Raw genomic sequence first — 19,032 nt, forward strand, 5'->3', positions numbered from 1 at the left:
ATGGAGCGCGCGCTCACCAATTTCATCCGGGCCCTGCGTTCTTCCGAAGTGCGGGTATCCACCGGCGAAGCCCTTGATGCGACCCGCGCCGTCGCCCTGATTGGCTATGGCGACCGCTCGCTTTTGAAGGAATCCCTCGGCTGCGTGCTGGCGAAATCCGAACAGGAAAAGCAGGTCCACGACCGCCTGTTCGATCTCTACTTCTCCCATTCCGAATCCACTTCAAAATCAGACTCCCACAGCGAAGAGTCCCAAGCGGAAAATGGCGAAAGCCAGCCTGCACCCGAAAACCTTATCGAACTCATGCAGTCCGGCGATGAAGCCGCCATCTCCACCGCCATGGAACGCGCGGCTGAAGCCGCCGGAATCGACGATATCCGCTTCTCAACGCAGGTCGCCTATTACGCCCAGCAGATCATCAAGCAGATGGGCGGCGAAGGGCTGCAGGAGCGCCTGCTCGAAGCGCTCCAGGGCCGCGAACCTGAAAACGAGACTGACGCGCAAGAGCTGATCGACATTCGCCGCGATCTCACAATGCGTGCCCGCGAACGCGCCGAGCGTGCCTTTGACATATTCGGCGCCGGCGAGACCCAGCAATTCCGCGATGACTTCGCTGCCGAGAAACGCCTCAGCGCGCTCGACCGCTACGACATGGAGCGGATGAAAACCCTCATCGCCAAGATCGCCAAACGCCTCGCGGTCAAACACTCCCGCCGCCGAAAAAAGCGCAATCGCGGCCAACTCGATACGCGCCGCACAATGCGCGCCAATGCCGGGCTCGACGGCGTGCCCTTCAATGTGATCTGGCGCCAAAAAAAGAAGGATAGGCCGAAGATCGTCGCGATCTGCGATGTGTCTGGCTCAGTCGCCCAATACGTTCGCTTCCTTCTGCTGCTGCTTTACTCGCTCGCAGACGCCGTGCCCGACATTCACGCTTTCGCCTTTTCGCACCGGCTGAAACCGGTGGACGACATTCTCGCCGACAATGAGTTTGAGCAGGCAATGACCAAGATTATCCGCGAGATGGGTATGGGCTCGACCGATTACGGTCAGGCCTGGTCAGACCTGAAGGTCAATCATGAGAGTATCATTGACCGGCGCACAACGGTCATCGTGCTGGGCGATGGCCGCTCAAACTATGGCGATCCGCGTGCCGACCTCTTCCGTGAATTTGCCCAGCGCGCAAAAAGCATGATCTGGCTCAATCCCGAAGGCCGCGCCCTCTGGGGTACCGGCGACAGCGCTATTCCACGCTACCTGCCCTTCTGTACGCAGATGAGCCACGTGGCGACGCTGAAGGATCTGGAACGGGCCGTCGATGAAGTGCTCAGCGCCTACGGCTAGAGCGACTTGAACACGTTGATCTGCACGAAGGCCGCCATGTTGATCGCAACGGTCATCCAGAACAGGTAACGGAACGTGCCCTTGCGGGTTTTGTGGCGGAAAACTTCCTGGGCCACAATCGCCCCCGGCCAACCGCCCACAAGACCGATCAGGAGAAGAATCGTCTCCGATACACGCCAGTTCTTCTGGATCGCGGCGTTCTTGTCGATCCAGTAGCCGACCAGACAGGCAAAACTCGCCTCGCCGTAGATGATGTACCAGTTGCTTGAGACATCCGTGACCATCGACACGCTGGCGAAAATGCCGGCAAAGGCCACGATCACCAGAAAAGGTGGCACGTGTTCCAGCAGGCGCCACCGGCTCCGCTTGGGCTTCTCTGGCTCGGGCTGCGGCGTGACAGGCTTGTCGAGCGGAACAACATTGTCCGCCCGCTCGCGGCCGTCTGGCGAAAGGACGGCGTCAAACGCGTAGGCCTGACCGATTTCCAGACGCTTGTCGTTCTTCGGCAGGGCGCGAATATGCAGGAATACATTGGGTCCGCCATCATCGGGAGCGATGAAACCAAACCCCCGATCTGCAAACCATTCAACAAGGCGGCCTTCACGCCGCATCATCGGCTCCATTCTCGCTCTTCACCGCCGCGGCCAGAGCCGCGCTGAGGAACCTGTCTATATCACCGTCAAGTACACCCTGCGTATCAGATGTCTCAACTTCGGTGCGGAGGTCCTTCACCATCTGATAGGGCTGAAGCACATAGGAGCGGATCTGGTGGCCAAAGCCGATCTCGCTCTTTCCGGCATAGCTGGCATCCGCAACGGCGCGCCGTTTCTGCATCTCCAGCTCGTAGAGCTTCGAGCGCAACATCTGCCAGGCCTGATCGCGGTTACGGTGCTGCGATCGGTCGTTCTGGCACTGAACCACGATATTTGTCGGAATGTGCGTGAGCCGAACGGCCGAATCGGTGCGGTTCACGTGCTGGCCGCCCGCGCCCGAGGCCCGGTAAGTATCGGTGCGTACGTCGCCCGGATTGATGTCGATTTCGATCTTGTCATCGATCACGGGAGAGACGCTGACAGAAGCAAAACTCGTGTGGCGTCGGGCAGAGCTGTCGAAGGGAGAAATACGCACGAGGCGGTGCACGCCCTGCTCCGATTTCAGCCAGCCATAGGCATTCTCGCCCTTAACCTGGATGGTCGCAGACTTGATGCCGGCTTCCTCGCCCTCGCGTTCGTCGAGTTCCTCGACCTGCATGCCATGCGCATCGGCCCAGCGCACATACATGCGGCGCAGGATGTTCGCCCAGTCCTGGCTTTCCGTACCACCTTCGCCTGCGTTGACCTGTACGAAGGCATCATTCCCGTCGACCTCGCCGGAGAGGAGTGCCGCCAGTTCAGCCTTTTCCGCACGCTCGGCCGCTTTCGAAAGCGTCCGCTCGATATCTGCAATCATGGACGCATCGCCATCGGCCAGCTCAAGCAGCTCTTCGGCATCCGACGATTCCTGCTGCAGGGCCTCGACTGTGGCGATCCCGTCGGCAAGGCGCTGACGTTCGCGCATCATCGCCTGCGCTTCCTGAGGATCGTCCCAGAAGTCAGGACGCTCAGAGAGTGCTGTCAGTTCGTCAAGGCGTTTTGTGGCTGTATCCCAGTCAAAGACGCCTCCGTAGCAGATCTGACGACTGGCGGATCTGGTCGATCAGGGATTTGATTTCTGCGGACATTGAACTGGCCTCTTTGGGCTGAATTAGGTGACTTGATTGACTGATGCCGGGGATAGCCGAGGGTCGGCAATCCGTCAAAACGCCATATCAGAAAATCCCGTCGAGATTGCCACCTGAGGCAGGTTCAGGTGCCTTGGCCGGCTGGCCATCCTCCGGCACGGGCTGTTCGCCTGTGCGCGGGTCAAATGTACCGTAACTACCGGTGCCAGCGCCAGGGCCGCAATTGCCGGAAATCGACAGGCAGTCGTCAGACCCGTTGAAGGCCGCCATGCCGGGCTCGGTACCGGGCCGGAAAGCCTCGTCAATGATGACTGACGTACCTGGACCGGGCAATTCGCCTGTCCGGGCATCGATTTTCACGAGCCGTACGCCGGGAGGAATCCGGAATGGGATGCCCGGTGTGCCCTCAAGCGCCTTTTCCATGAAGTCAGTAAAGATAGGGGCCGCGACCGAGCCGCCTGCCTCGCCTTCGCCAAGCGAGCGGTTGTCGTCAAAGCCCACCCGTACACCGACAACAAGGTCAGGCGAGAACCCGATCGTGATGGCATCGCGATAGTCGTTCGTTGTACCGGTCTTGGCCGCAAGCGGCTTGCCGACGCGCAGTGCCCGGCGGCCCGTCCCGCGCTCCACAACGCCTTCCATCATGTGGGTAATCTGGTAGGCGATGATCGGATCAAGCACCTGTTCGCGGTCATCCGGGAGCTCAGGCGGCTCGCCTCCGTTCCACTCTTCGGACTCGCAGCCCTCACAAACGCGCTCATCGTTCCGGAACAGCGTACGACCGTGACGGTCCTGAACCCGGTCGAGCAGTGTCGGTGTGACCTTCTTGCCCCCGTTCACAAATGCCGCGTAACCGCGTGTGAGTTCGATCAGGTAAGTATCACCCGAGCCGAGCGACATGGCCGGATAGGGCGCCAGTTCGTCATAAGCACCGACACGCACAGCGAGGTCTGCGACGGAGTCCATGCCGATATCCTGGGCAACACGCGCCGTCACCTGGTTCAAAGACTTCTCGAGCGCCACACGCAGCGTGACCATCCCGTAGGACCGACCCTCAGTATAGTTGGCCGGGCGCCAGTAATCGCCGGTCGACACGTCATAGGAAACAAAGGGTGCGTCCAGCATGCGCGTGGCAGGCGTATAGCCCCTCTCCAGCGCGGCTGCGTAGACGAACGGCTTGAAACTGGACCCTGTCTGACGCTTCGACTGTGTGACCCTGTTGTAGCTGGACTTGAAGAAGGAATAGCCGCCCTGCATCGCCAGAATACGGCCTGTGTTCGGATCGATAGCGACCAGTGAGCCGTCCACTGCAGGCACCTGGCGCAGCGTTGCATTGCCCGCGGGCACCAGCATGGGCTGGGCGATAGGCTTCGCGATCGGATTGCCTTCTTCGTCCAGTTCCTCTTTCAGGTCAGGGGCAGACGCTTCTTTCGCGTTCAGAACCTTCCGCTCCAGCTCTGCCAGCACGACATCGCCGACCTGGAGGCCGGGTTTGCCTTCCTTCGGCTTATAGGTCTTGGCCCATTCGATTTCTTCGGCAGGCAGCTTGATCTTGGCGCCGTCGATCAGCAGCAATTCAGCGCCCTTGTCATTCATGGACGTGATCAGGCCTGCTTCCCACGTGCCGTATCCGCCTGGCAGTTCAACAGCGTTCAGCGCTTCCAGCATGCCATCGCCGATAGGCAGTTTCGTCACCGGGCCGCGATAGCCATGGCGACGGTCATAGGCGATCAGGCCAGTCTGCAGCGCTTCCTGCGCGGCGAGCTGCATGCGCGTGTCGATGGTCGAGCGGATGGATAAGCCGCCCTGCTCCAGCGTTTCCTCGCCATAGGTATTGATCAGGTCGCGGCGCAGTTCCTGTACGAAATAGGTGGCTGCCGCATATTCAGGTCCTCGGAATCGCTTGGCCGTGGTCAACGGCATGGCAATGGCCTCATCGGCCTGTTCGCGCGTGATATACTTGTCCTCGACCATGCGGTTGAGAACGTAGTTGCGGCGGGCCAGCAGTTTTTCCGGGTTGGTGTAAGGGTTCACAGCCGACGGTGCCTTGGCGAGCGAGGCCAGCACCGCGGCTTCTGAAAGGTTCAGCTCAGGGAGCGACTTGTTGAAATAGTTCAGGGCAGCAGAGCCGACACCGTAGGAGCGTCCGCCAAGATAGATCTCGTTGAGATAAAGCTCGAGGATGTCCCCCTTGGAGAATTCCTTCTCCATACGCTGGGCGACAATCGCTTCCTTGGCCTTCCGGGTCAGGTTCTGGTCGCGGGTCAGCAGCATGTTCTTGGCCACCTGCTGGGTGATGGTGGATCCGCCCTGCAGCCCGCCCGAACCGGTCAGCTTGTTCTTCGCCGAGTTCACGGCGCCGCGCGCGATACCCTGATAGTCGAGCCCGTCATGGGTGAAGAAATTCTTGTCCTCAGCTGCCACGAAGGCGTCGATCACATGCTTGGGAATGGACTCATACGGCACGAAGACGCGGTGCTCGTCAGCAAATTCTGCAATGAGCGTCCCGTCGCCGGCGTGAACGCGCGACGTGATCGGCGGCTCATACTGCTTGAGCTTGGAAATGCTCGGCACGTCACGGCCCAGCGCGAGGAAATACATCCAGACCGCAATGAACACGATGATTGCCAGGACGAATCCGGCAATGAGCGTCCACTTTGCTACCGGCCAAACCCAGACAGGAATGCGGGGTTTTTCGTAGGCATCAGCCATGTACTTGTCCTGTTACTAAGGCCAGCCATTCCTGGCGCCGCGCGCTGGAATCGCATCCGTTTCCGGCGATAGTAAGGCGCGTCGGCGGCGCGTTAAAGGGTTGAGTGTCAGATGTCCTGCCTATCAACTTCTCCATCTGTCAGCGAAACATCCGGAAGCGGCCGCTTCTCGGGCGCGGGCGCCGTCAGGCCGGAGGCGAGCTTGTCTTCGAGCTGCTTGCGTTCAACCGCCGGCGGGCGGTTGTCGAGTGCGTACTGCCAGGCTTCTTTGGCCTCATCCTTGCGATCGAGATACCAGTAGATATCGCCGAGATGGTTCTCGATCTCCCAGTGACGGTGAGGCTGCAATTCCTGACGTGATGACTCGATCATCCGGCGGGCCGCCTCAAGGTCACCCATCTTGAACAGCGCCCAGCCAAAGGAGTCTGAAATGTATGGGTCGTGCTGGGCGAGCGCGCGTGCACGCGCAAGAACGCGATAGCCTTCCTCATACTTGTCGGTATTCACGATCAGGAAATACCCGAGCGAATTCAGCGTGTAGGGATCGTTTGGACGGGCCAGCCGCTCTGTGCGGAGCAGGATGATCGCCTCATTCACCTTGCCGACCTTGCCAAGCGCGTCGGCCAGGGCGAGACGGCGATCATGCGTATCGTCCAGATTGCGCGCCTCTTCGGCATTCTTCGCGGCTTTCTCGTAATTGCCGAACTGGCCGTAAATCTCGGCCGCCAGACCATGCGCGGAGGCACGCTCTGCGGGGCTCTCAGCTGTCTTCAGCAATTCGCCAAGCAGCTTGTCGGACCGAGCTTCATCATCCAGCAAAGTAGTCAATTGGAGCGCGCCATAGAGCGTAGGCAGGCGGTCCTCATCTGTCGCCAGCGAGAGCGCCTTGTCGACGGCTTCACGCGCCCCATCCACCTTGCCGGCCATTAGGAGAGCCTGGCCGGCCGCCAGTTCCAGAGACGCCGTCGGCTTGGGGCTGACCGAGACCATGTGCGCAGCGGAATCGTAAAGCGCATTATCGTAAAAGTCGTCGATGATCGCCGAACGCAGGCCGTCATCCTCCGGATTGATCAGCAGCGCCACCTGATCCATCGCAGAGCGCTGGTCGTCAAAGCCGTCAGGCCGTCCGCCCATCATGATCTTGCGGATGATCCGCTGCTCCTGCAGCGTGCGCGACACATCGGACAGCGACTGCGCAAAGGCCGCACGGACCGTAAGTGGCTCGTTCTTGAGGTTCTTGCCCGTCTCGAGACTGTCGAGCGCAGCCGCATAGCTGATCGCTTCCTCAGGCTCTGCATCGGCGAGGCGCTGGTAGACAGCTTTGGCCTCTTCGACACGACCGAGCCGCTGAAGCAGCAGGGCATGACGCGAGATCACCGTCTTGATATGCGAGTAAAGCAGGCCGCGTGGGTCAAACTGGTGCTCGGGCGCTTCGATCTTGGAAGGCGTCAGGGACTCGTAGACCGCAAGGGCCTGGTCCGCCCGGCCCACGGCTTCGAGCATGGCCGCAAGCGATAGCTCTCCGGTCAGGCCCGGCATGCCAGAAGCGGCACTGCGGTGACGCTCAATGGCTGCATCGGGCTGGCCGTCCATCGCCAGAAACCAGGCGTCGAGATAGGCGTAAAGGTTTGATCCGGCATCGGCTGTCTCGGCATCATCCTGAATATTCAGGATCATTCGCGCGCCTGCGGTGTCACCGGCTGCGGCACGGTCGAGGGCGAGGAAAGCGTTGAAGAAGGGATTGGAGTTCCTGTCCGCAGCGTCGAGGCCCTGCGTCATGACGAGGAAGGCGGCCATGTCGCCAGCCTTCACGGCGTCTATTGGCGCCGGATAAGCCGAGATACCGATCGGCTTGCCATTGTCGCCCAGAACAGCGGTCGAGCGCGCTGCGGGTGACAATGCTTCATCCGGATAAGCATTGGCTGTCGCGCCGACTGTTCCGCCGGATTGTGTGGAAGCGCACCCGCCGAGTGCAAAGGCTAGGACAAGAGCAGAGGCGGCAAGGGCTGGCTTGAGGCGCATGGGCGTCAGGTATCTCCGTTTTCGCGTGTGCGAAGAGTGAAGCAGCCCCTTGCGGCAAGAGCAAGGCGCCAGATGGTAAAAGCGCGGACAGGTTGCCCTGCCCGCGCTCTTGTCACGCCTTTGTGTAGCGGTTGCTACATATTCGGGTAGGCAGGGCCGCCGCCGCCCTCTGGAACGGTCCAGTTGATGTTCTGGTTCGGATCCTTGATATCGCACGTCTTGCAGTGAATGCAGTTCTGCGCGTTGATCTGGAACTTGAGGTCTGCGCCTTCGCCGATCCATTCATACACGCCAGCCGGGCAATAGCGCGCCGATGGGCCAGCATAGACATCATGCTCGGAAGATTTCTGGAGGGCCATGTCCTTCACGATCAGGTGGCACGGCTGGTCCTCGCCATGGAATGTGTTGGTGAAGGACACATTGGTCAGCTTGTCGAAGCTGAGGACGCCGTCGGGCTTCGGATAAGCGATTGGCTTGTAATCCTTGGCAGGCTTGAGCGAGGCCGCATCGGTCTTGCCGTGCTTCAGCGTCGGCAGGAAACCGAAGCCCACCAGCGAACGCAGCCACATGTCCGGCACACCGATCATGGCACCGATCATCGTGCCGAAGCGCGACATCAGCGGCTTCATATTGCGAACGGTCGACAGATCCTTCTGCACCCAGCTCGAATGCATCGCATCATCATATTCGGTCATCTCGTCGCCCGAGCGACCTGATTGCAGCGCCGCGAAGACTGACTCGGCGCCGAGCATGCCGGTCTTCATGGCATTGTGCGTGCCCTTGATGCGCGGGAGGTTCACGAAGCCGGCGCAGCAACCGATCAGCGCACCGCCCGGGAAGCTGAGCTTCGGAATGGACTGTAGGCCGCCCGACGTGATGGCGCGCGCGCCATAGGCTACGCGCTTGCCGCCTTCGAGATAGCGGCGGATGTCGGGGTGGTGCTTGTAGCGCTGGAATTCCTGGTACGGGGCCAGGTACGGATTCTTGTAGTTCAAGTGAACCACATAGCCGACCGAAACGAAGGGCTCGCCATTGTCGCGGAAGTGGTAGAGGAAGCCACCGCCATTGCCGTCCTTGTCCTGGACAGGCCAGCCAAACGAGTGCTGGACGAGACCGTCGACGAAAATCGCTTCTGGGACGGACCAGACTTCCTTGAGGCCGATACCGAATTTCTGCGGGTCGCAATCGGCCTGCAGGTTGAACTGGTTCATGATCTGCTTGGTCAGAGAGCCGCGTGCGCCCTCGGCAAACAGAACGTACTTGCCGAGCAATTCCATGCCGGGTTCGTAATCGGCTTTCTTCTGGCCATCCGCGCCGATGCCCATGACACCCGCCACAACGCCGCGCACGACGCCTTCGGCATCGTAGACGACTTCAGAGGCGGCAAAGCCCGGATAGATTTCAACGCCCAGCGCTTCGGCCTCGCGGCCGAGCCAGCGGCAGACATTGGCCAGCGAACCAGCGTAGCAGCCGTGGTTGCTCATCAGCGGCGGGAAGGGCAGCCAGCCGAGTTCAGCCGAGCCATTCTCGCCGAGCAGCTTGTAGCGGTCGATCTTGACCTCGGTTTTCAGCGGGCAATCGCTATTGTTGCGCCAGTCAGGCAGCAACTCGTCCAGCGCCTTCGGGTCGAGCACGATGCCCGACAGGATATGCGCGCCGATCTCTCCGCCTTTTTCCAGAACGACGACCGAAAGGTCCTCGCCCTTCTCATTGGCGAGCTGTTTGAATCGGATCGCTGCCGAGAGCCCAGCCGGGCCGCCGCCGACGATGACCAGATCATATTCCATCGACTCGCGCTGCGGGGCGTCATCAGCCATTGGTAACTCCTCATTTTGGCGTGTAGGATACCGCCGTATATTTCAAACATTAAGCAATTACAGCCTGTTTCAAGAAGGTCCAGAGCGTCGCAATGTCCGCCCCTACGTCAACCTCAGCCCTTCAGGCCCTGACCGAGTGGTGGCAGGACATGGGCGTAGAAGTGGATTCGGCCCGCATTGACGCGCTGATGCGCCAGCTGAAACCCTCCCAAGCGCCCTCGAATACCCACGCCAAAGCCGTCACACCCTCCATCAAACCCATGCAGCGCCGCTCCCGCGCACCCAAGAATTGGGTCACGGAAGCCGAAAAGGCGGCAGCTGCTGCCGATTCGCTCGACGCGCTGAAAGCCGCCATCGAGGGCTTCGAAGGCTGCCCGCTTAAGTCTTCCTCTGAAAACACGGTGGTTTTTGATGGCACACAAGGTGCCGACCTGATGGTGATCGGTGAAGGCCCGGGAGCCGAAGAGGATCGCAAAGGCCTCCCTTTCATCGGTAAGGCGGGGCAATTGCTCGACAAGATGCTGGCGGCGATCAATCGCTCGCGGACCGAGAACACGTTCATCACGAATGTGACCTACTGGCGCCCACCGGGAAACCGGAACCCGGAAGACGAAGAACTCGACGTCTGCCGCCCCTTCGTCGAACGGATGATCGTGCTGGGCAAACCCAAGCTCATAATCGCGGCAGGCGGCGTGCCGGCCAAGGCCCTTCTGGGCAAGAGTGACGGCATCATGCGCCTGCGCGGCACCGAACATGTCTTTCAAACGCAAGACGGGACCAGCATTCCGCTGATTCCGATCCTTCACCCGGCCTACCTGCTCCGCCGCCCGCAGGACAAAAGCCGCGCCTGGCGGGACTTGTTGTTGGTGGAGCAGAGGCTCAAAGAGCTCGCCTGACTATTCTTCCATCTCTTCTTCGGCCTTCTTGTCGACGAGGCCGCGCTCTTTCTTCTTGCGCGTGTCGAACTTGTCCGCCATTTCGCCCGAAGAATCCGCGCCCAGCACCTTGCGGGCGGTCTCGAAGATTTCCTCTTCTTCCTCTTTCATATGGTGCTCATAGCGCTCGCGCATGGTCTTGAAGCGCGTGAGCCATCCCGGCGAACTAAAGTCCATGTCCTCGATATCCTGGATCATCTCGTCGACTTCATGGTGCTCAGAAACCGAGTGGCGCGCCTTGGGCTGGCCTTTGGAATCTTCCATCAATGGGGCGTAGAAAACTTCTTCTTCAGCAGCAGCGTGAGCACCAATATCGTAGTAAAATGTCTTCCAGAGTTTGCGGCGCTCTTGGCTGTCGCCGGATGTCTCGGCGAGGCTTGCGAGCATGTCGCGCTGGCGGTCATGGTCAGATTTCAGCCGTTCATAGATGCTGGTCATATGCGTTTTCCTTGTGCATTGGAGATTGGAGATGGAACGCAGCAGACCCAAGAGAGTTCCTGACATCACAAGCGCCTGCTAGGGATCTCCAATGCCCGCTCCCCTTTCCGTCATCATTCCCACACTGAACGCCGCCTATGACCTGCCGCTCTGTCTCGAAAGCCTGATGCCAGGCCTGGAGTCCGGCCTTATCCGTGAGGTCATTGCATGCGATGCCTTTTCCGAAGATGGGACGCAGGCCATCGCCGAGGCGTCGGGAGCGACCTATATCGCCACCGCCAAAGGCCGCGGCCGACAGCTGATTGCCGGAACAGAAGCCGCACGCGGCGACTGGTTCCTGTTTCTTCATGCCGACACGATATTGTCGCGCGAGTGGGCCGAGCGTGTCTCTGACCATATTCGCGACCGGCCGGGCAATGCAGGCGCCTTCCGCCTCAAGTATCGCTCCGACGACAAGCGCGCCCGCTGGCTGGAATCGCGCGCCAACCGCCGGGCCCGGTGGCTCGGCCTGCCCTATGGCGACCAGGGCCTGCTGATCTCGCGCGAGCTTTATGATGCTGTCGGCGGCTTCCCGGATGTACGCCTGATGGAAGACGTCATGATCGTGCGGGCTGTCGGCAAGAAAAGGCTGACCTTCCTGGATGCAGAAGCGCGCACGTCGGCAGTGAAATACGAGCGTGATGGCTGGCGTCGCCGCGCATGGAAGAATTCCTGGATGCTGGCGCGCTTCCTCTTGGGCGTCAGCCCGGACAAGCTTGCCAAGGAATATACCTAGTCTTCGGTCCAGAATGCTTCCGTGCCGAAATCCTCGCCATGGGCGGCGATCAGATAGGCCTTAAAGGCAGCAAGATCGGTCACGCGGCAGGAATAGGCATCGACCCGTTCGAGACCATGTGCGGTCAGAACGTCATCCTCGGAATCATTGCAGGCGGGCATCGCGAACTCATAGGTCGGGACATGCGTGGCGGCGCCTGTGCGAATGTGCGCGACGAGATAGTGATAGCTGATCTCCGGATCATCGCGCATCTCGACCTCGGCAAGATAGACCGGGTTAGCGGCATCCGACATCAGCACCTGGAAGCGCACGCGCAAAGGCTTTTCGTCGGCCTCATCCGGGGGTGGGGAAATTTCATAGACGCCGTCGTCGCCAACCATCACATTGCGGCAATCATCTGCGAGGCAGAGAACGACGCCATCATACGGCAAAGTGACTTGCTCACCAGGCGGTATCAGCGGCACCTCGCTATAGAAGCAGGCAGACAGCGCCGCGAGACTCGCCAGCGCTGTGAGGATACGAAACGGTCCCATGTTCTTTCTCCCTCCACTTAATTCCAGCTTTCATCCGGTTGAGGTCGAAAGTAAGGCCAGGCCATGACAAAAGCGACCTTGCTCATTTATGCCAAGCCACCCCGCATGGGACTGTCAAAGACGCGGCTGGCAGCAGGCCTCGGCCTCACTGAAGCGCGGCGCGTAGCCCATTTTACGCTGGCCCGCACAATGCGTGCGGCGCTCAGCGGACACTGGACTCCCATTCTATACACCGCGCCTGACAAGGCATTGGGCGATAGTATCGGCGGACTCTGGCCAGCCAGCCTCATACGGCGCAGCCAGGGGCATGGCGGTCTGACCCAACGGCTGGCCAAGGGACTTGCCGAAGCCCCGCCCGGCCCGGTCCTGTTCATTGGCGCCGACACTCCGGACCTGTCGACGGCCCTTCTGCGCACGGCGATCCGCACGTTGCAGAACCACGACGCCGTCTTTGGCCCGGCGCGCGATGGCGGATTCTGGCTATTCGGCCTCAACAAGGGATCGCGCACGCGCGCGCCGTTTGACGGCGTGCGCTGGTCGGGGCCACACGCAATGGAGGACGTTTGGGGAAACCTTCCGCCACATGCGCGTGTCGGTCTTTTGCGCACACTGACTGATATTGATGAGGCAGATGACTGGCATGCGTGGAACGCAGCCCGATAAGCAGTGGAATTAATTTATGTTATCGCTTGGCGAGAGGAATGCCGGTGGATAACGATCATGTTTTTCTACATGAGGGGACACCCATGTTTCGGCTTATCTATATCAGCTCCGCGTCCGAAGAGATTTCCCCTACGGACATTCAGGATATCCTGACAACCGCTGTGTCCAATAACCGGAATATGGAGATCACAGGCCTGTTGATGTACAACGGACTGAACTTCATGCAGGTGCTCGAAGGCGAGCGGGACGATGTCGAACCCCTGTTTGAAAAGATATCCCAAGACAAGCGCCATGTGTCCGTTGCCTCGATCTTGCAAGGCGATGCCGATACGCGGATTTTTGCCCCATGGGCCATGCTATTTAAGAAGCTCAAACCTGAAACCACGGAACAAGATATTCCTGAGGTGACCATGTCCGAAATCATGGCCCTCGAAATGCCGGATAACGTGCGCGCGATCATCAAGAATTTCGACAGCCTGATGGGTTGATGACACCTGCGTGAATCCACAGGTTCTCCGCAACATTCATAACTATGTTCTTGTTTTGTTCTTCATCTTGTGTGCACATGCGCCCCATGAGGACCGAACAGAAACTCAAGCCCACAGGGCGCGTGACGCTGATCGACACGCAGCAGGCCGTCGAACGGTCTGACCAGCGCGGGCGCGGCGCAGTCTCCAACCAGACCGGCCGGTTCGAGCCCGAAACACGTCACACGTTTGATGATGGCTGGGACACTGTCGAAGAAACAGCCGCCCGTATCGAGACGACGCTGACGCGCGAATCCGCCAAAACGATCATCACTTTCAACAAGTCACCCGACATCTCGTTTGACCGGTCAATCAATCCCTACCGGGGCTGCGAGCATGGCTGCATCTACTGCTTCGCCCGGCCGAGCCATGCCTATGGCGGCCTCTCTGCCGGGCTCGACTTCGAAAGCAGGCTCTTCTTCAAGCCGAACGCGCCGGAATTGCTGAAGCGGGAATTGTCACGCCCCGGTTATCGTCCCCGTGTCATTGCGCTGGGTATCAACACGGATGCCTTCCAGCCGGTCGAACGCGAGGTTGGACTTACGCGGGAGTTGCTGAAAATCCTGTCCGACTATCGCCACCCCGTCAGCCTCCTCACCAAATCTTCGCTGATAGAACGTGATATCGACCTGATGGCCCCCATGGCAAAAGCCGGGCTGCTGCGGGTCGGCGTATCCATAACGACGCTCGACCGCACATTGGCCCGCAAGATGGAGCCACGCGCCGCCACACCCACAAGAAGGCTGCAGACCATCCGCGCACTTTCCGGCGCGGGCATACCTGTAACAGTCATGACGGCCCCCATCATTCCTGGTTTGACGGACCATGAGATCGAACACCTCCTTGAAGCAGCCGCAGATCATGGGGCCACAGGCGCGGGCTATGTGATGCTGCGCCTGCCGCATGAGATAAAGGACCTCTTCCACGAATGGCTGGTGACCCACGTGCCTGACCGCGCCGCGAAGGTGATCAATACGATTCGTGAAATGCGCGGCGGCAAGGATTATGACGCGCGCTGGTTCGAACGCGGCGGCGGCAATGGTCCGGTGGCGCAGATAATTTCGCAGCGCTTTGCGCGGGAAACACGCCGGCTCGGTCTTGATGCGCCTCGGCCTGCGCTGCGGACAGACCTTTTCCAGCCACCTGTCGCCCCAAATGGCCAGCTAGGCTTTGGTTTTTGACAATTATTTCACCAATATTCCCGACTCTATGCACAAGGTTATGAACAGCTCTATCCACAGGCTGGAAACCCGTTAGTTTCGATTCCGAAACGACTCCGGACTGATTCGGCTCCGCAACTATTAGGGTTTCGGAAACCGGCGTCCTTCAGTGATTCGTCTCCACGAAACACATGTAGACAATACGGGGCTGGCCAAATGGAATTGAAGCGCAACACGATCCTGCAGGGCGACTGCATCGACATTCTTCGCCGCCTGCCGGACCGCTCAGTCGATCTGGTCTTTGCCGATCCACCCTACAACCTCCAACTCGGCGGTGGCCTGACCCGCCCCGACCAGTCGGTCGTCGATGGTGTGGACGATGCCTGGGACAAGTTCGACAGCTTCGATGCTTATGACCTGTTCACGCATGAGTGGATGGAAGAGTGCCGCCGCGTCCTGAAGGATGATGGCGCGATCTGGGTGATCGGCTCATATCACAACATCTTCCGCGTCGGCACCGTGCTGCAGGACCAAGGCTTCTGGATCCAGAACGACGTCATCTGGCTGAAATCCAACCCGATGCCGAACTTCAAGGGCACGCGTTTCCAGAACGCCCACGAAACGCTGATATGGGCGGGCAAGTCCGAAGCCTCGCGCGTCACGTTCAACTATGACGCGCTGAAAGTCTTCAATGAAGACAAGCAGATGCGGTCGGACTGGGTCATCCCGCTCTGCACGGGCGGCGAGCGCCTGAAGGATGAGGCCGGCAAGAAGGCGCATCCAACGCAAAAGCCGGAAAGTCTGCTCTCACGCATCCTGCTCGCCACGACCCATCCGGGTGATGTTGTGCTTGATCCTTTCTCTGGCACAGGCACGACGGCCGCCGTCGCCAAGCGCCTCGGCCGCGACTTCATCGGCATCGAGCGTGACCCTGACTATGTCCGCCTGTCGCGCGCCCGCATCGCGGCCATCACGCCGATTGAGGGCGAAATCCTTGAGACAGAGCGCAGCAAGAAGTCCCTTCCACGCGTTCCGTTCGGCGCCCTGATCGACAATGGCTGGCTGAAACCGGGCGACCGCCTCTTCTCGCCGCAACGCCGCTTCCAGGCGCGCATCCGCGTCGATGGCTCGCTGACAACCGGCGCCGTCTCCGGCTCGATCCACCGCCTTGGCGCGCATGTCCAGCAGGCACCCGCCTGTAATGGCTGGACCTATTGGCACTTCGAAGACCCGAAGCGGAACCTCGCCCCGATCGACCTGCTGCGCCGCCGTTATCGCGACGAAATGGGCCTCAACTAGGCCTCGGGCACCGCGAGCCGTAAGGCTTTCGCGAACACGCTCGGCAAGCCTTCAACGTCCCGGATGGGTGTCCACACACCGTCCGGGCGTTTTGCTTTAAGACGGGCCCGTTTGACCGTCAGGATCAGGGCAAAGTGCGTGAACACATGGCGCACCTCGCCGATTATTTCCCAGCCCGCCCCTACTGGCGGCGCCTCTTCAGGCATGCCCGTCTTGGGCCAGTCAGTGCATGGCAACGCAAGCATGCCCCCCAGCAGGCCTTTGTCCGGGCGACGCACGAGCATGATTTCGTCGCGATCCAGAAGCACATAAGCCACCCCGTGACGCACCTTTGTCACCGCCTTTGCAGGCTTGCGGGGATAGGTATCCGGCTCGCCCTCGGCTCGCGCCGCGCACATAGTCGCCAGCGGGCAGATGAGACAGTTCGGGCGCGTCGGCGTGCAGACAGTCGCGCCAAGGTCCATCAGCGCTTCGGCGAATTCCCCCGGTCGCTTTTCAGGTACGAGCGCACGCACCTCAGCCGCAATCACCTTCTTCGCTTCGGCCCAGTCGCCTTTCAGCGCCAGCAGACGCGCGAACACGCGGTCCACATTTCCATCGACAGCCGCCGCCTGCCGGTCAAACGCAATCGCAGCGATGGCCCCGGCTGTATAGGGGCCTATGCCCGGCAATTTCACGAGTGCCTTCTCGGTCTCCGGAAATCCACCGAGGCCAACAACTTCGCGCGCGCATTTCAGCAGGTTGCGCGCCCGGGCATAGTATCCGAGCCCCGCCCAGGCGGTCATGACCTCCTCATCACGAGAATTTGCGAGCGCCTCCACCGTGGGCCAGCGCTGCGTGAATGCGTGGAAATACGGCGTGCCGTGCGGGATGGTCGTTTGCTGTAGCATGATCTCGGATAGCCAGATCCTGTAAGGATCAGGGCGTTTTCCGAGCGCTCGGTCAGCTGGCGAGACACGCCAGGGCAAATCACGGGCATGCTGGTCGTACCAGGCCAGAAGCCGTGAAGGCAGTTCCTTGAAAGACCTCTTGCCGGGCATGTGTGCCTTTTCCTCGCCACCAAGCCGTGCTTGTCTTGGGGAATGGTAACAAGATCAACCCTGGACCCCATCGAAGAGGCGCGCGCACGCGTCCGGCTGCGCTATTTGCGCGCCCGCAAGGTCCACCCCGGCATATCGCAGATCGGCCTCGCTGCCGAGCGCCTGACGCGCAAATCGGGCGCGAAGAAACTGCCAGCCGTGCAGATCTTGCAGCGCCGCTGGCGGGAAATCGTCGGCGAAAAACTCTATCCATTCTGCCGGCCGGAAAAGATTACCGGCGGCAAGGACGGTCGCGTGCTGACACTGCGCGTCATCCCGCAGGCTGCGCCGCTGGTGCAGCACCAAGCCGAAACGATCCGCCAGCGCGTGTCCGTTTCGGCTGGTGGCGACATTGTTGCCATCAAGATCGTGCAGGGCGCCCTTACGACCAGTGACCCAGTCGCGCCGCGCCGCAAGAAACGCGCCCTTACGGCGGCAGAGCGCCAGGCACTTGAGGCACGGACCGCCGGCATTCAGGATTCCAGCCTGCGCGCGGCGATTGTTGCGCTGGGCGCAGCTGTGCTAACCGCAGACGACTCTGATACTTCCACCCCGGACCCACGTCCGGCCACGTAGACCTCCTGTCCCGAAGGCCCGTTTGAATGTCTCTGATTGCTCGCCCATCCGCTCTTGTCACGGCTCTCGCTTTCCTCATCGCCGCTTGCGGCAGTGCTACGGGCGACGACGCAAAGCCGGCTCCAGCCGAAGCCCCTGCAGCGCCCGCCGTGCTGGGTCACGTCAAGGGCGCGGCCGACGCGCCGCTGACCGTTATCGAGTACGCGTCGCCGACCTGCTCACACTGCAAGCATTTCCATGACGATGTCATGCCCACGGTTGACGAGAAATTCATCGCAACCGGCAAAGTGAAGTTCATCTACCGCGAATACCCGCTGAACGATATCGACGTCGCCGCCTATGCGATCGCCAACTGTGCCGGCGAGGACAAGTTCTTTGACGTACTGGACGATCTGTTTGAGCATCAGCAGGATATCTTCGATGCTTCCAAGTCCGGGACGATCAAGCAAATACTCCTCGATATCGCCGCGCGTCATGGCATCACTGATGAGAAGGCCTTTGATGCCTGCACCACGAACCGCGCGATCCGCCAGCGCATTGCCGACACGATCATGACCGGCGATATCTTTGGCGTTCACGCCACGCCAACGTTCGTGGTCAATGGTCAGGTCAAACCAGCTGACCAGGATGCTCGCTCCGGCGAAGCATTCGAGGCCTATCTGAACGGCGAACTGGCCAAGCTGCCCCAATAGGCGACCCGGCACACAGCATTAACGATTTGGCAACCAGCCCGACTCAATTCTTAACGCGAAGGTTATGATGATGGAACGCATCTCCAGACGAACCGCTTTTGCCGCCGTTTCGGCGCTGGCTCTTGTTGCCTGTGGTGGCAGCGACAACAGCCCGACGAGCCCCAAGAAATCGGGAAGCGACCCGGCCGCAATCGGACACGCTATCGGCTCGGCTGATGCGCCAGTGACATTTATCGAATACGCCTCGCCGACATGCCCGGCTTGCAAGTATTTCCATGACTCTGTCCTGCCGGAGATCACCGAGAAGTATATCTCCACAGGCAAGGTGCGCATGGTATTCCGCGAATATCCTGTGCACGACATCGACGTGCCCGCCTATGCGATGGCGCTCTGTGCGGGTGACGGCAAGTTCTTCGATGTGCTCGACGATATGTTCGAACACCAGTCCGGTATCACCGACGCAGCCCGCAATGGCGTGCTGAAAGCGGCGCTGGTTGCCATTGGCGAACGCCACGGGATTGCCGATGAAGCCGCTTTCGATGCTTGCATGTCGAATGAGGCCATTCGGAACCGCCTCAAGGCGACCTATGATGAAGCTCAAAAGGACGGCGTCGACAGCACCCCGACATTCATTTTTGACGGTCAAATGTCCCGCTTTGATGGCGACATTCGTACAGTCGAAGGCTTTTCAGCGAAGCTTGATTCCTTGCTCGCTGGCGACACGGCAGGACAATAGAGATA

General features: G+C 60.2%; 18 protein-coding genes. 10 read left to right on the forward strand and 8 right to left on the reverse strand.

Annotated features, from left to right (window positions below; genetic code table 11):
- Window positions 1-1,344 (forward strand): vWA domain-containing protein, encoded by a 1,344-nt coding sequence (locus tag V7651_RS13975; protein WP_035537214.1) that lies wholly within the window; start codon window positions 1-3, stop codon window positions 1,342-1,344.
- Here V7651_RS13975 and V7651_RS18710 read toward each other — a convergent pair.
- The 5 genes from V7651_RS18710 to V7651_RS14005 form a co-directional block, all read right to left on the reverse strand.
- The gene (locus tag V7651_RS18710; RefSeq protein WP_051624632.1) at window positions 1,341-1,967 is read right to left on the reverse strand and encodes a DUF1294 domain-containing protein; all 627 of its coding nucleotides are present in this window, start codon (window positions 1,965-1,967) and stop codon (window positions 1,341-1,343) included. The genes V7651_RS13975 and V7651_RS18710 overlap by 4 nt on opposite strands.
- Window positions 1,945-3,064, reverse strand: a protein-coding gene (gene prfB / locus V7651_RS13990; RefSeq protein WP_156950416.1) for a peptide chain release factor 2 whose coding sequence is annotated in 2 segments (ribosomal slippage) — window positions 1,945-2,994 and window positions 2,996-3,064 — 1,119 coding nt in all. Because the reading frame shifts where the segments join, the coding sequence is not laid out codon by codon here. Before prfB ends, V7651_RS18710 begins: the two co-directional genes overlap by 23 nt.
- An 87-nt stretch (window positions 3,065-3,151) precedes the next feature.
- Window positions 3,152-5,776, reverse strand: a complete 2,625-nt coding sequence (locus V7651_RS13995; RefSeq protein ID WP_335592326.1) for a penicillin-binding protein 1A — start codon at window positions 5,774-5,776, stop codon at window positions 3,152-3,154.
- Window positions 5,777-5,883: 107 nt separating this feature from the next.
- Window positions 5,884-7,797: a tetratricopeptide repeat protein gene (locus V7651_RS14000; protein WP_335613500.1), complete on the reverse strand. Its 1,914-nt coding sequence runs from the start codon at window positions 7,795-7,797 to the stop codon at window positions 5,884-5,886.
- Between the two features lie 134 nt (window positions 7,798-7,931).
- A complete protein-coding gene (locus V7651_RS14005; RefSeq protein WP_335613501.1) occupies window positions 7,932-9,614 on the reverse strand; it encodes an electron transfer flavoprotein-ubiquinone oxidoreductase in 1,683 nt (560 codons plus the stop codon).
- 92 nt (window positions 9,615-9,706) lie between these two features.
- On the opposite strand from V7651_RS14005, the gene V7651_RS14010 reads away from it, so the two are divergent.
- Window positions 9,707-10,510, forward strand: coding sequence for a uracil-DNA glycosylase (locus tag V7651_RS14010; protein WP_335613502.1), 804 nt, complete (start codon window positions 9,707-9,709; stop codon window positions 10,508-10,510).
- Here the strand turns inward: V7651_RS14010 and V7651_RS14015 are convergent, their stop codons facing one another.
- A complete protein-coding gene (locus V7651_RS14015; protein ID WP_335613503.1) occupies window positions 10,511-10,987 on the reverse strand; it encodes a hemerythrin domain-containing protein in 477 nt (158 codons plus the stop codon).
- A 91-nt stretch (window positions 10,988-11,078) separates the two neighbouring features.
- Here V7651_RS14015 and V7651_RS14020 point away from each other — a divergent pair, with 91 nt between their 5' ends.
- Window positions 11,079-11,762: a TIGR04283 family arsenosugar biosynthesis glycosyltransferase gene (locus V7651_RS14020; protein WP_035537219.1), complete on the forward strand. Its 684-nt coding sequence runs from the start codon at window positions 11,079-11,081 to the stop codon at window positions 11,760-11,762.
- On the opposite strand, the gene V7651_RS14025 is transcribed toward V7651_RS14020, so the two are convergent.
- Window positions 11,759-12,295, reverse strand: a complete 537-nt coding sequence (locus V7651_RS14025) for a hypothetical protein (RefSeq protein ID WP_335613504.1) — start codon at window positions 12,293-12,295, stop codon at window positions 11,759-11,761. The genes V7651_RS14020 and V7651_RS14025 overlap by 4 nt on opposite strands.
- A gap of 63 nt (window positions 12,296-12,358) precedes the next feature.
- Here V7651_RS14025 and V7651_RS14030 point away from each other — a divergent pair, with 63 nt between their 5' ends.
- The 4 genes from V7651_RS14030 to V7651_RS14045 all read left to right on the forward strand — a co-directional run bounded on the left by V7651_RS14030 (window position 12,359) and on the right by V7651_RS14045 (window position 15,944).
- Window positions 12,359-12,958 carry a TIGR04282 family arsenosugar biosynthesis glycosyltransferase gene (locus V7651_RS14030; RefSeq protein WP_335613505.1) on the forward strand — a complete coding sequence of 200 codons (600 nt, stop codon included), beginning with the start codon at window positions 12,359-12,361 and terminating at the stop codon, window positions 12,956-12,958.
- 83 nt (window positions 12,959-13,041) lie between these two features.
- Window positions 13,042-13,446: a BLUF domain-containing protein gene (locus V7651_RS14035; protein ID WP_335613506.1), complete on the forward strand. Its 405-nt coding sequence runs from the start codon at window positions 13,042-13,044 to the stop codon at window positions 13,444-13,446.
- Between the two features lie 77 nt (window positions 13,447-13,523).
- Entirely contained in the window at window positions 13,524-14,666 is a 1,143-nt protein-coding gene (locus V7651_RS14040; protein ID WP_335613507.1) for a PA0069 family radical SAM protein, read from the forward strand.
- 195 nt (window positions 14,667-14,861) lie between these two features.
- Complete coding sequence (locus V7651_RS14045) at window positions 14,862-15,944, forward strand: site-specific DNA-methyltransferase (RefSeq protein ID WP_034737892.1); 1,083 nt, start codon at window positions 14,862-14,864, stop codon at window positions 15,942-15,944.
- On the opposite strand, the gene mutY is transcribed toward V7651_RS14045, so the two are convergent.
- Window positions 15,941-16,984, reverse strand: coding sequence for an A/G-specific adenine glycosylase (mutY, locus tag V7651_RS14050; protein ID WP_335613508.1), 1,044 nt, complete (start codon window positions 16,982-16,984; stop codon window positions 15,941-15,943). The genes V7651_RS14045 and mutY overlap by 4 nt on opposite strands.
- Before the next feature lie 42 nt (window positions 16,985-17,026).
- Here mutY and V7651_RS14055 point away from each other — a divergent pair, with 42 nt between their 5' ends.
- From V7651_RS14055 to V7651_RS14065, 3 genes are all read left to right on the forward strand, one after another.
- Window positions 17,027-17,599, forward strand: coding sequence for a DUF721 domain-containing protein (locus V7651_RS14055; RefSeq protein ID WP_335613509.1), 573 nt, complete (start codon window positions 17,027-17,029; stop codon window positions 17,597-17,599).
- 26 nt (window positions 17,600-17,625) lie between these two features.
- Entirely contained in the window at window positions 17,626-18,291 is a 666-nt protein-coding gene (locus V7651_RS14060; protein WP_051624636.1) for a DsbA family protein, read from the forward strand.
- 64 nt (window positions 18,292-18,355) lie between these two features.
- Window positions 18,356-19,027, forward strand: a complete 672-nt coding sequence (locus tag V7651_RS14065) for a DsbA family protein (protein ID WP_335613510.1) — start codon at window positions 18,356-18,358, stop codon at window positions 19,025-19,027.
- Window positions 19,028-19,032 lie beyond the last annotated feature (5 nt).

Source organism: Hyphomonas oceanitis, assembly GCF_036964545.1.
GTDB lineage: Bacteria > Pseudomonadota > Alphaproteobacteria > Caulobacterales > Hyphomonadaceae > Hyphomonas > Hyphomonas oceanitis.

Excerpts from the sequence above, each read along its gene's own strand:
- V7651_RS14020 (WP_035537219.1), top strand. The coding sequence starts at position 11,079 with ATGCCCGCTCCCCTTTCCGTCATCATTCCCACACTGAACGCCGCCTAT.
- V7651_RS14045 (WP_034737892.1), top strand. The coding sequence starts at position 14,862 with ATGGAATTGAAGCGCAACACGATCCTGCAGGGCGACTGCATCGACATT.
- V7651_RS14025 (WP_335613504.1), bottom strand. The coding sequence starts at position 12,295 with ATGGGACCGTTTCGTATCCTCACAGCGCTGGCGAGTCTCGCGGCGCTG.
- V7651_RS14035 (WP_335613506.1), top strand. The coding sequence starts at position 13,042 with ATGTTTCGGCTTATCTATATCAGCTCCGCGTCCGAAGAGATTTCCCCT.
- mutY (WP_335613508.1), bottom strand. The coding sequence starts at position 16,984 with ATGCCCGGCAAGAGGTCTTTCAAGGAACTGCCTTCACGGCTTCTGGCC.
- V7651_RS13995 (WP_335592326.1), bottom strand. The coding sequence starts at position 5,776 with ATGGCTGATGCCTACGAAAAACCCCGCATTCCTGTCTGGGTTTGGCCG.
- V7651_RS14060 (WP_051624636.1), top strand. The coding sequence starts at position 17,626 with ATGTCTCTGATTGCTCGCCCATCCGCTCTTGTCACGGCTCTCGCTTTC.
- V7651_RS14065 (WP_335613510.1), top strand. The coding sequence starts at position 18,356 with ATGATGATGGAACGCATCTCCAGACGAACCGCTTTTGCCGCCGTTTCG.
- V7651_RS14015 (WP_335613503.1), bottom strand. The coding sequence starts at position 10,987 with ATGACCAGCATCTATGAACGGCTGAAATCTGACCATGACCGCCAGCGC.
- V7651_RS14010 (WP_335613502.1), top strand. The coding sequence starts at position 9,707 with ATGTCCGCCCCTACGTCAACCTCAGCCCTTCAGGCCCTGACCGAGTGG.
- V7651_RS14030 (WP_335613505.1), top strand. The coding sequence starts at position 12,359 with ATGACAAAAGCGACCTTGCTCATTTATGCCAAGCCACCCCGCATGGGA.
- V7651_RS14005 (WP_335613501.1), bottom strand. The coding sequence starts at position 9,614 with ATGGCTGATGACGCCCCGCAGCGCGAGTCGATGGAATATGATCTGGTC.
- V7651_RS18710 (WP_051624632.1), bottom strand. The coding sequence starts at position 1,967 with ATGGAGCCGATGATGCGGCGTGAAGGCCGCCTTGTTGAATGGTTTGCA.
- V7651_RS14040 (WP_335613507.1), top strand. The coding sequence starts at position 13,524 with ATGCGCCCCATGAGGACCGAACAGAAACTCAAGCCCACAGGGCGCGTG.
- V7651_RS13975 (WP_035537214.1), top strand. The coding sequence starts at position 1 with ATGGAGCGCGCGCTCACCAATTTCATCCGGGCCCTGCGTTCTTCCGAA.
- V7651_RS14055 (WP_335613509.1), top strand. The coding sequence starts at position 17,027 with ATGGTAACAAGATCAACCCTGGACCCCATCGAAGAGGCGCGCGCACGC.
- V7651_RS14000 (WP_335613500.1), bottom strand. The coding sequence starts at position 7,797 with ATGCGCCTCAAGCCAGCCCTTGCCGCCTCTGCTCTTGTCCTAGCCTTT.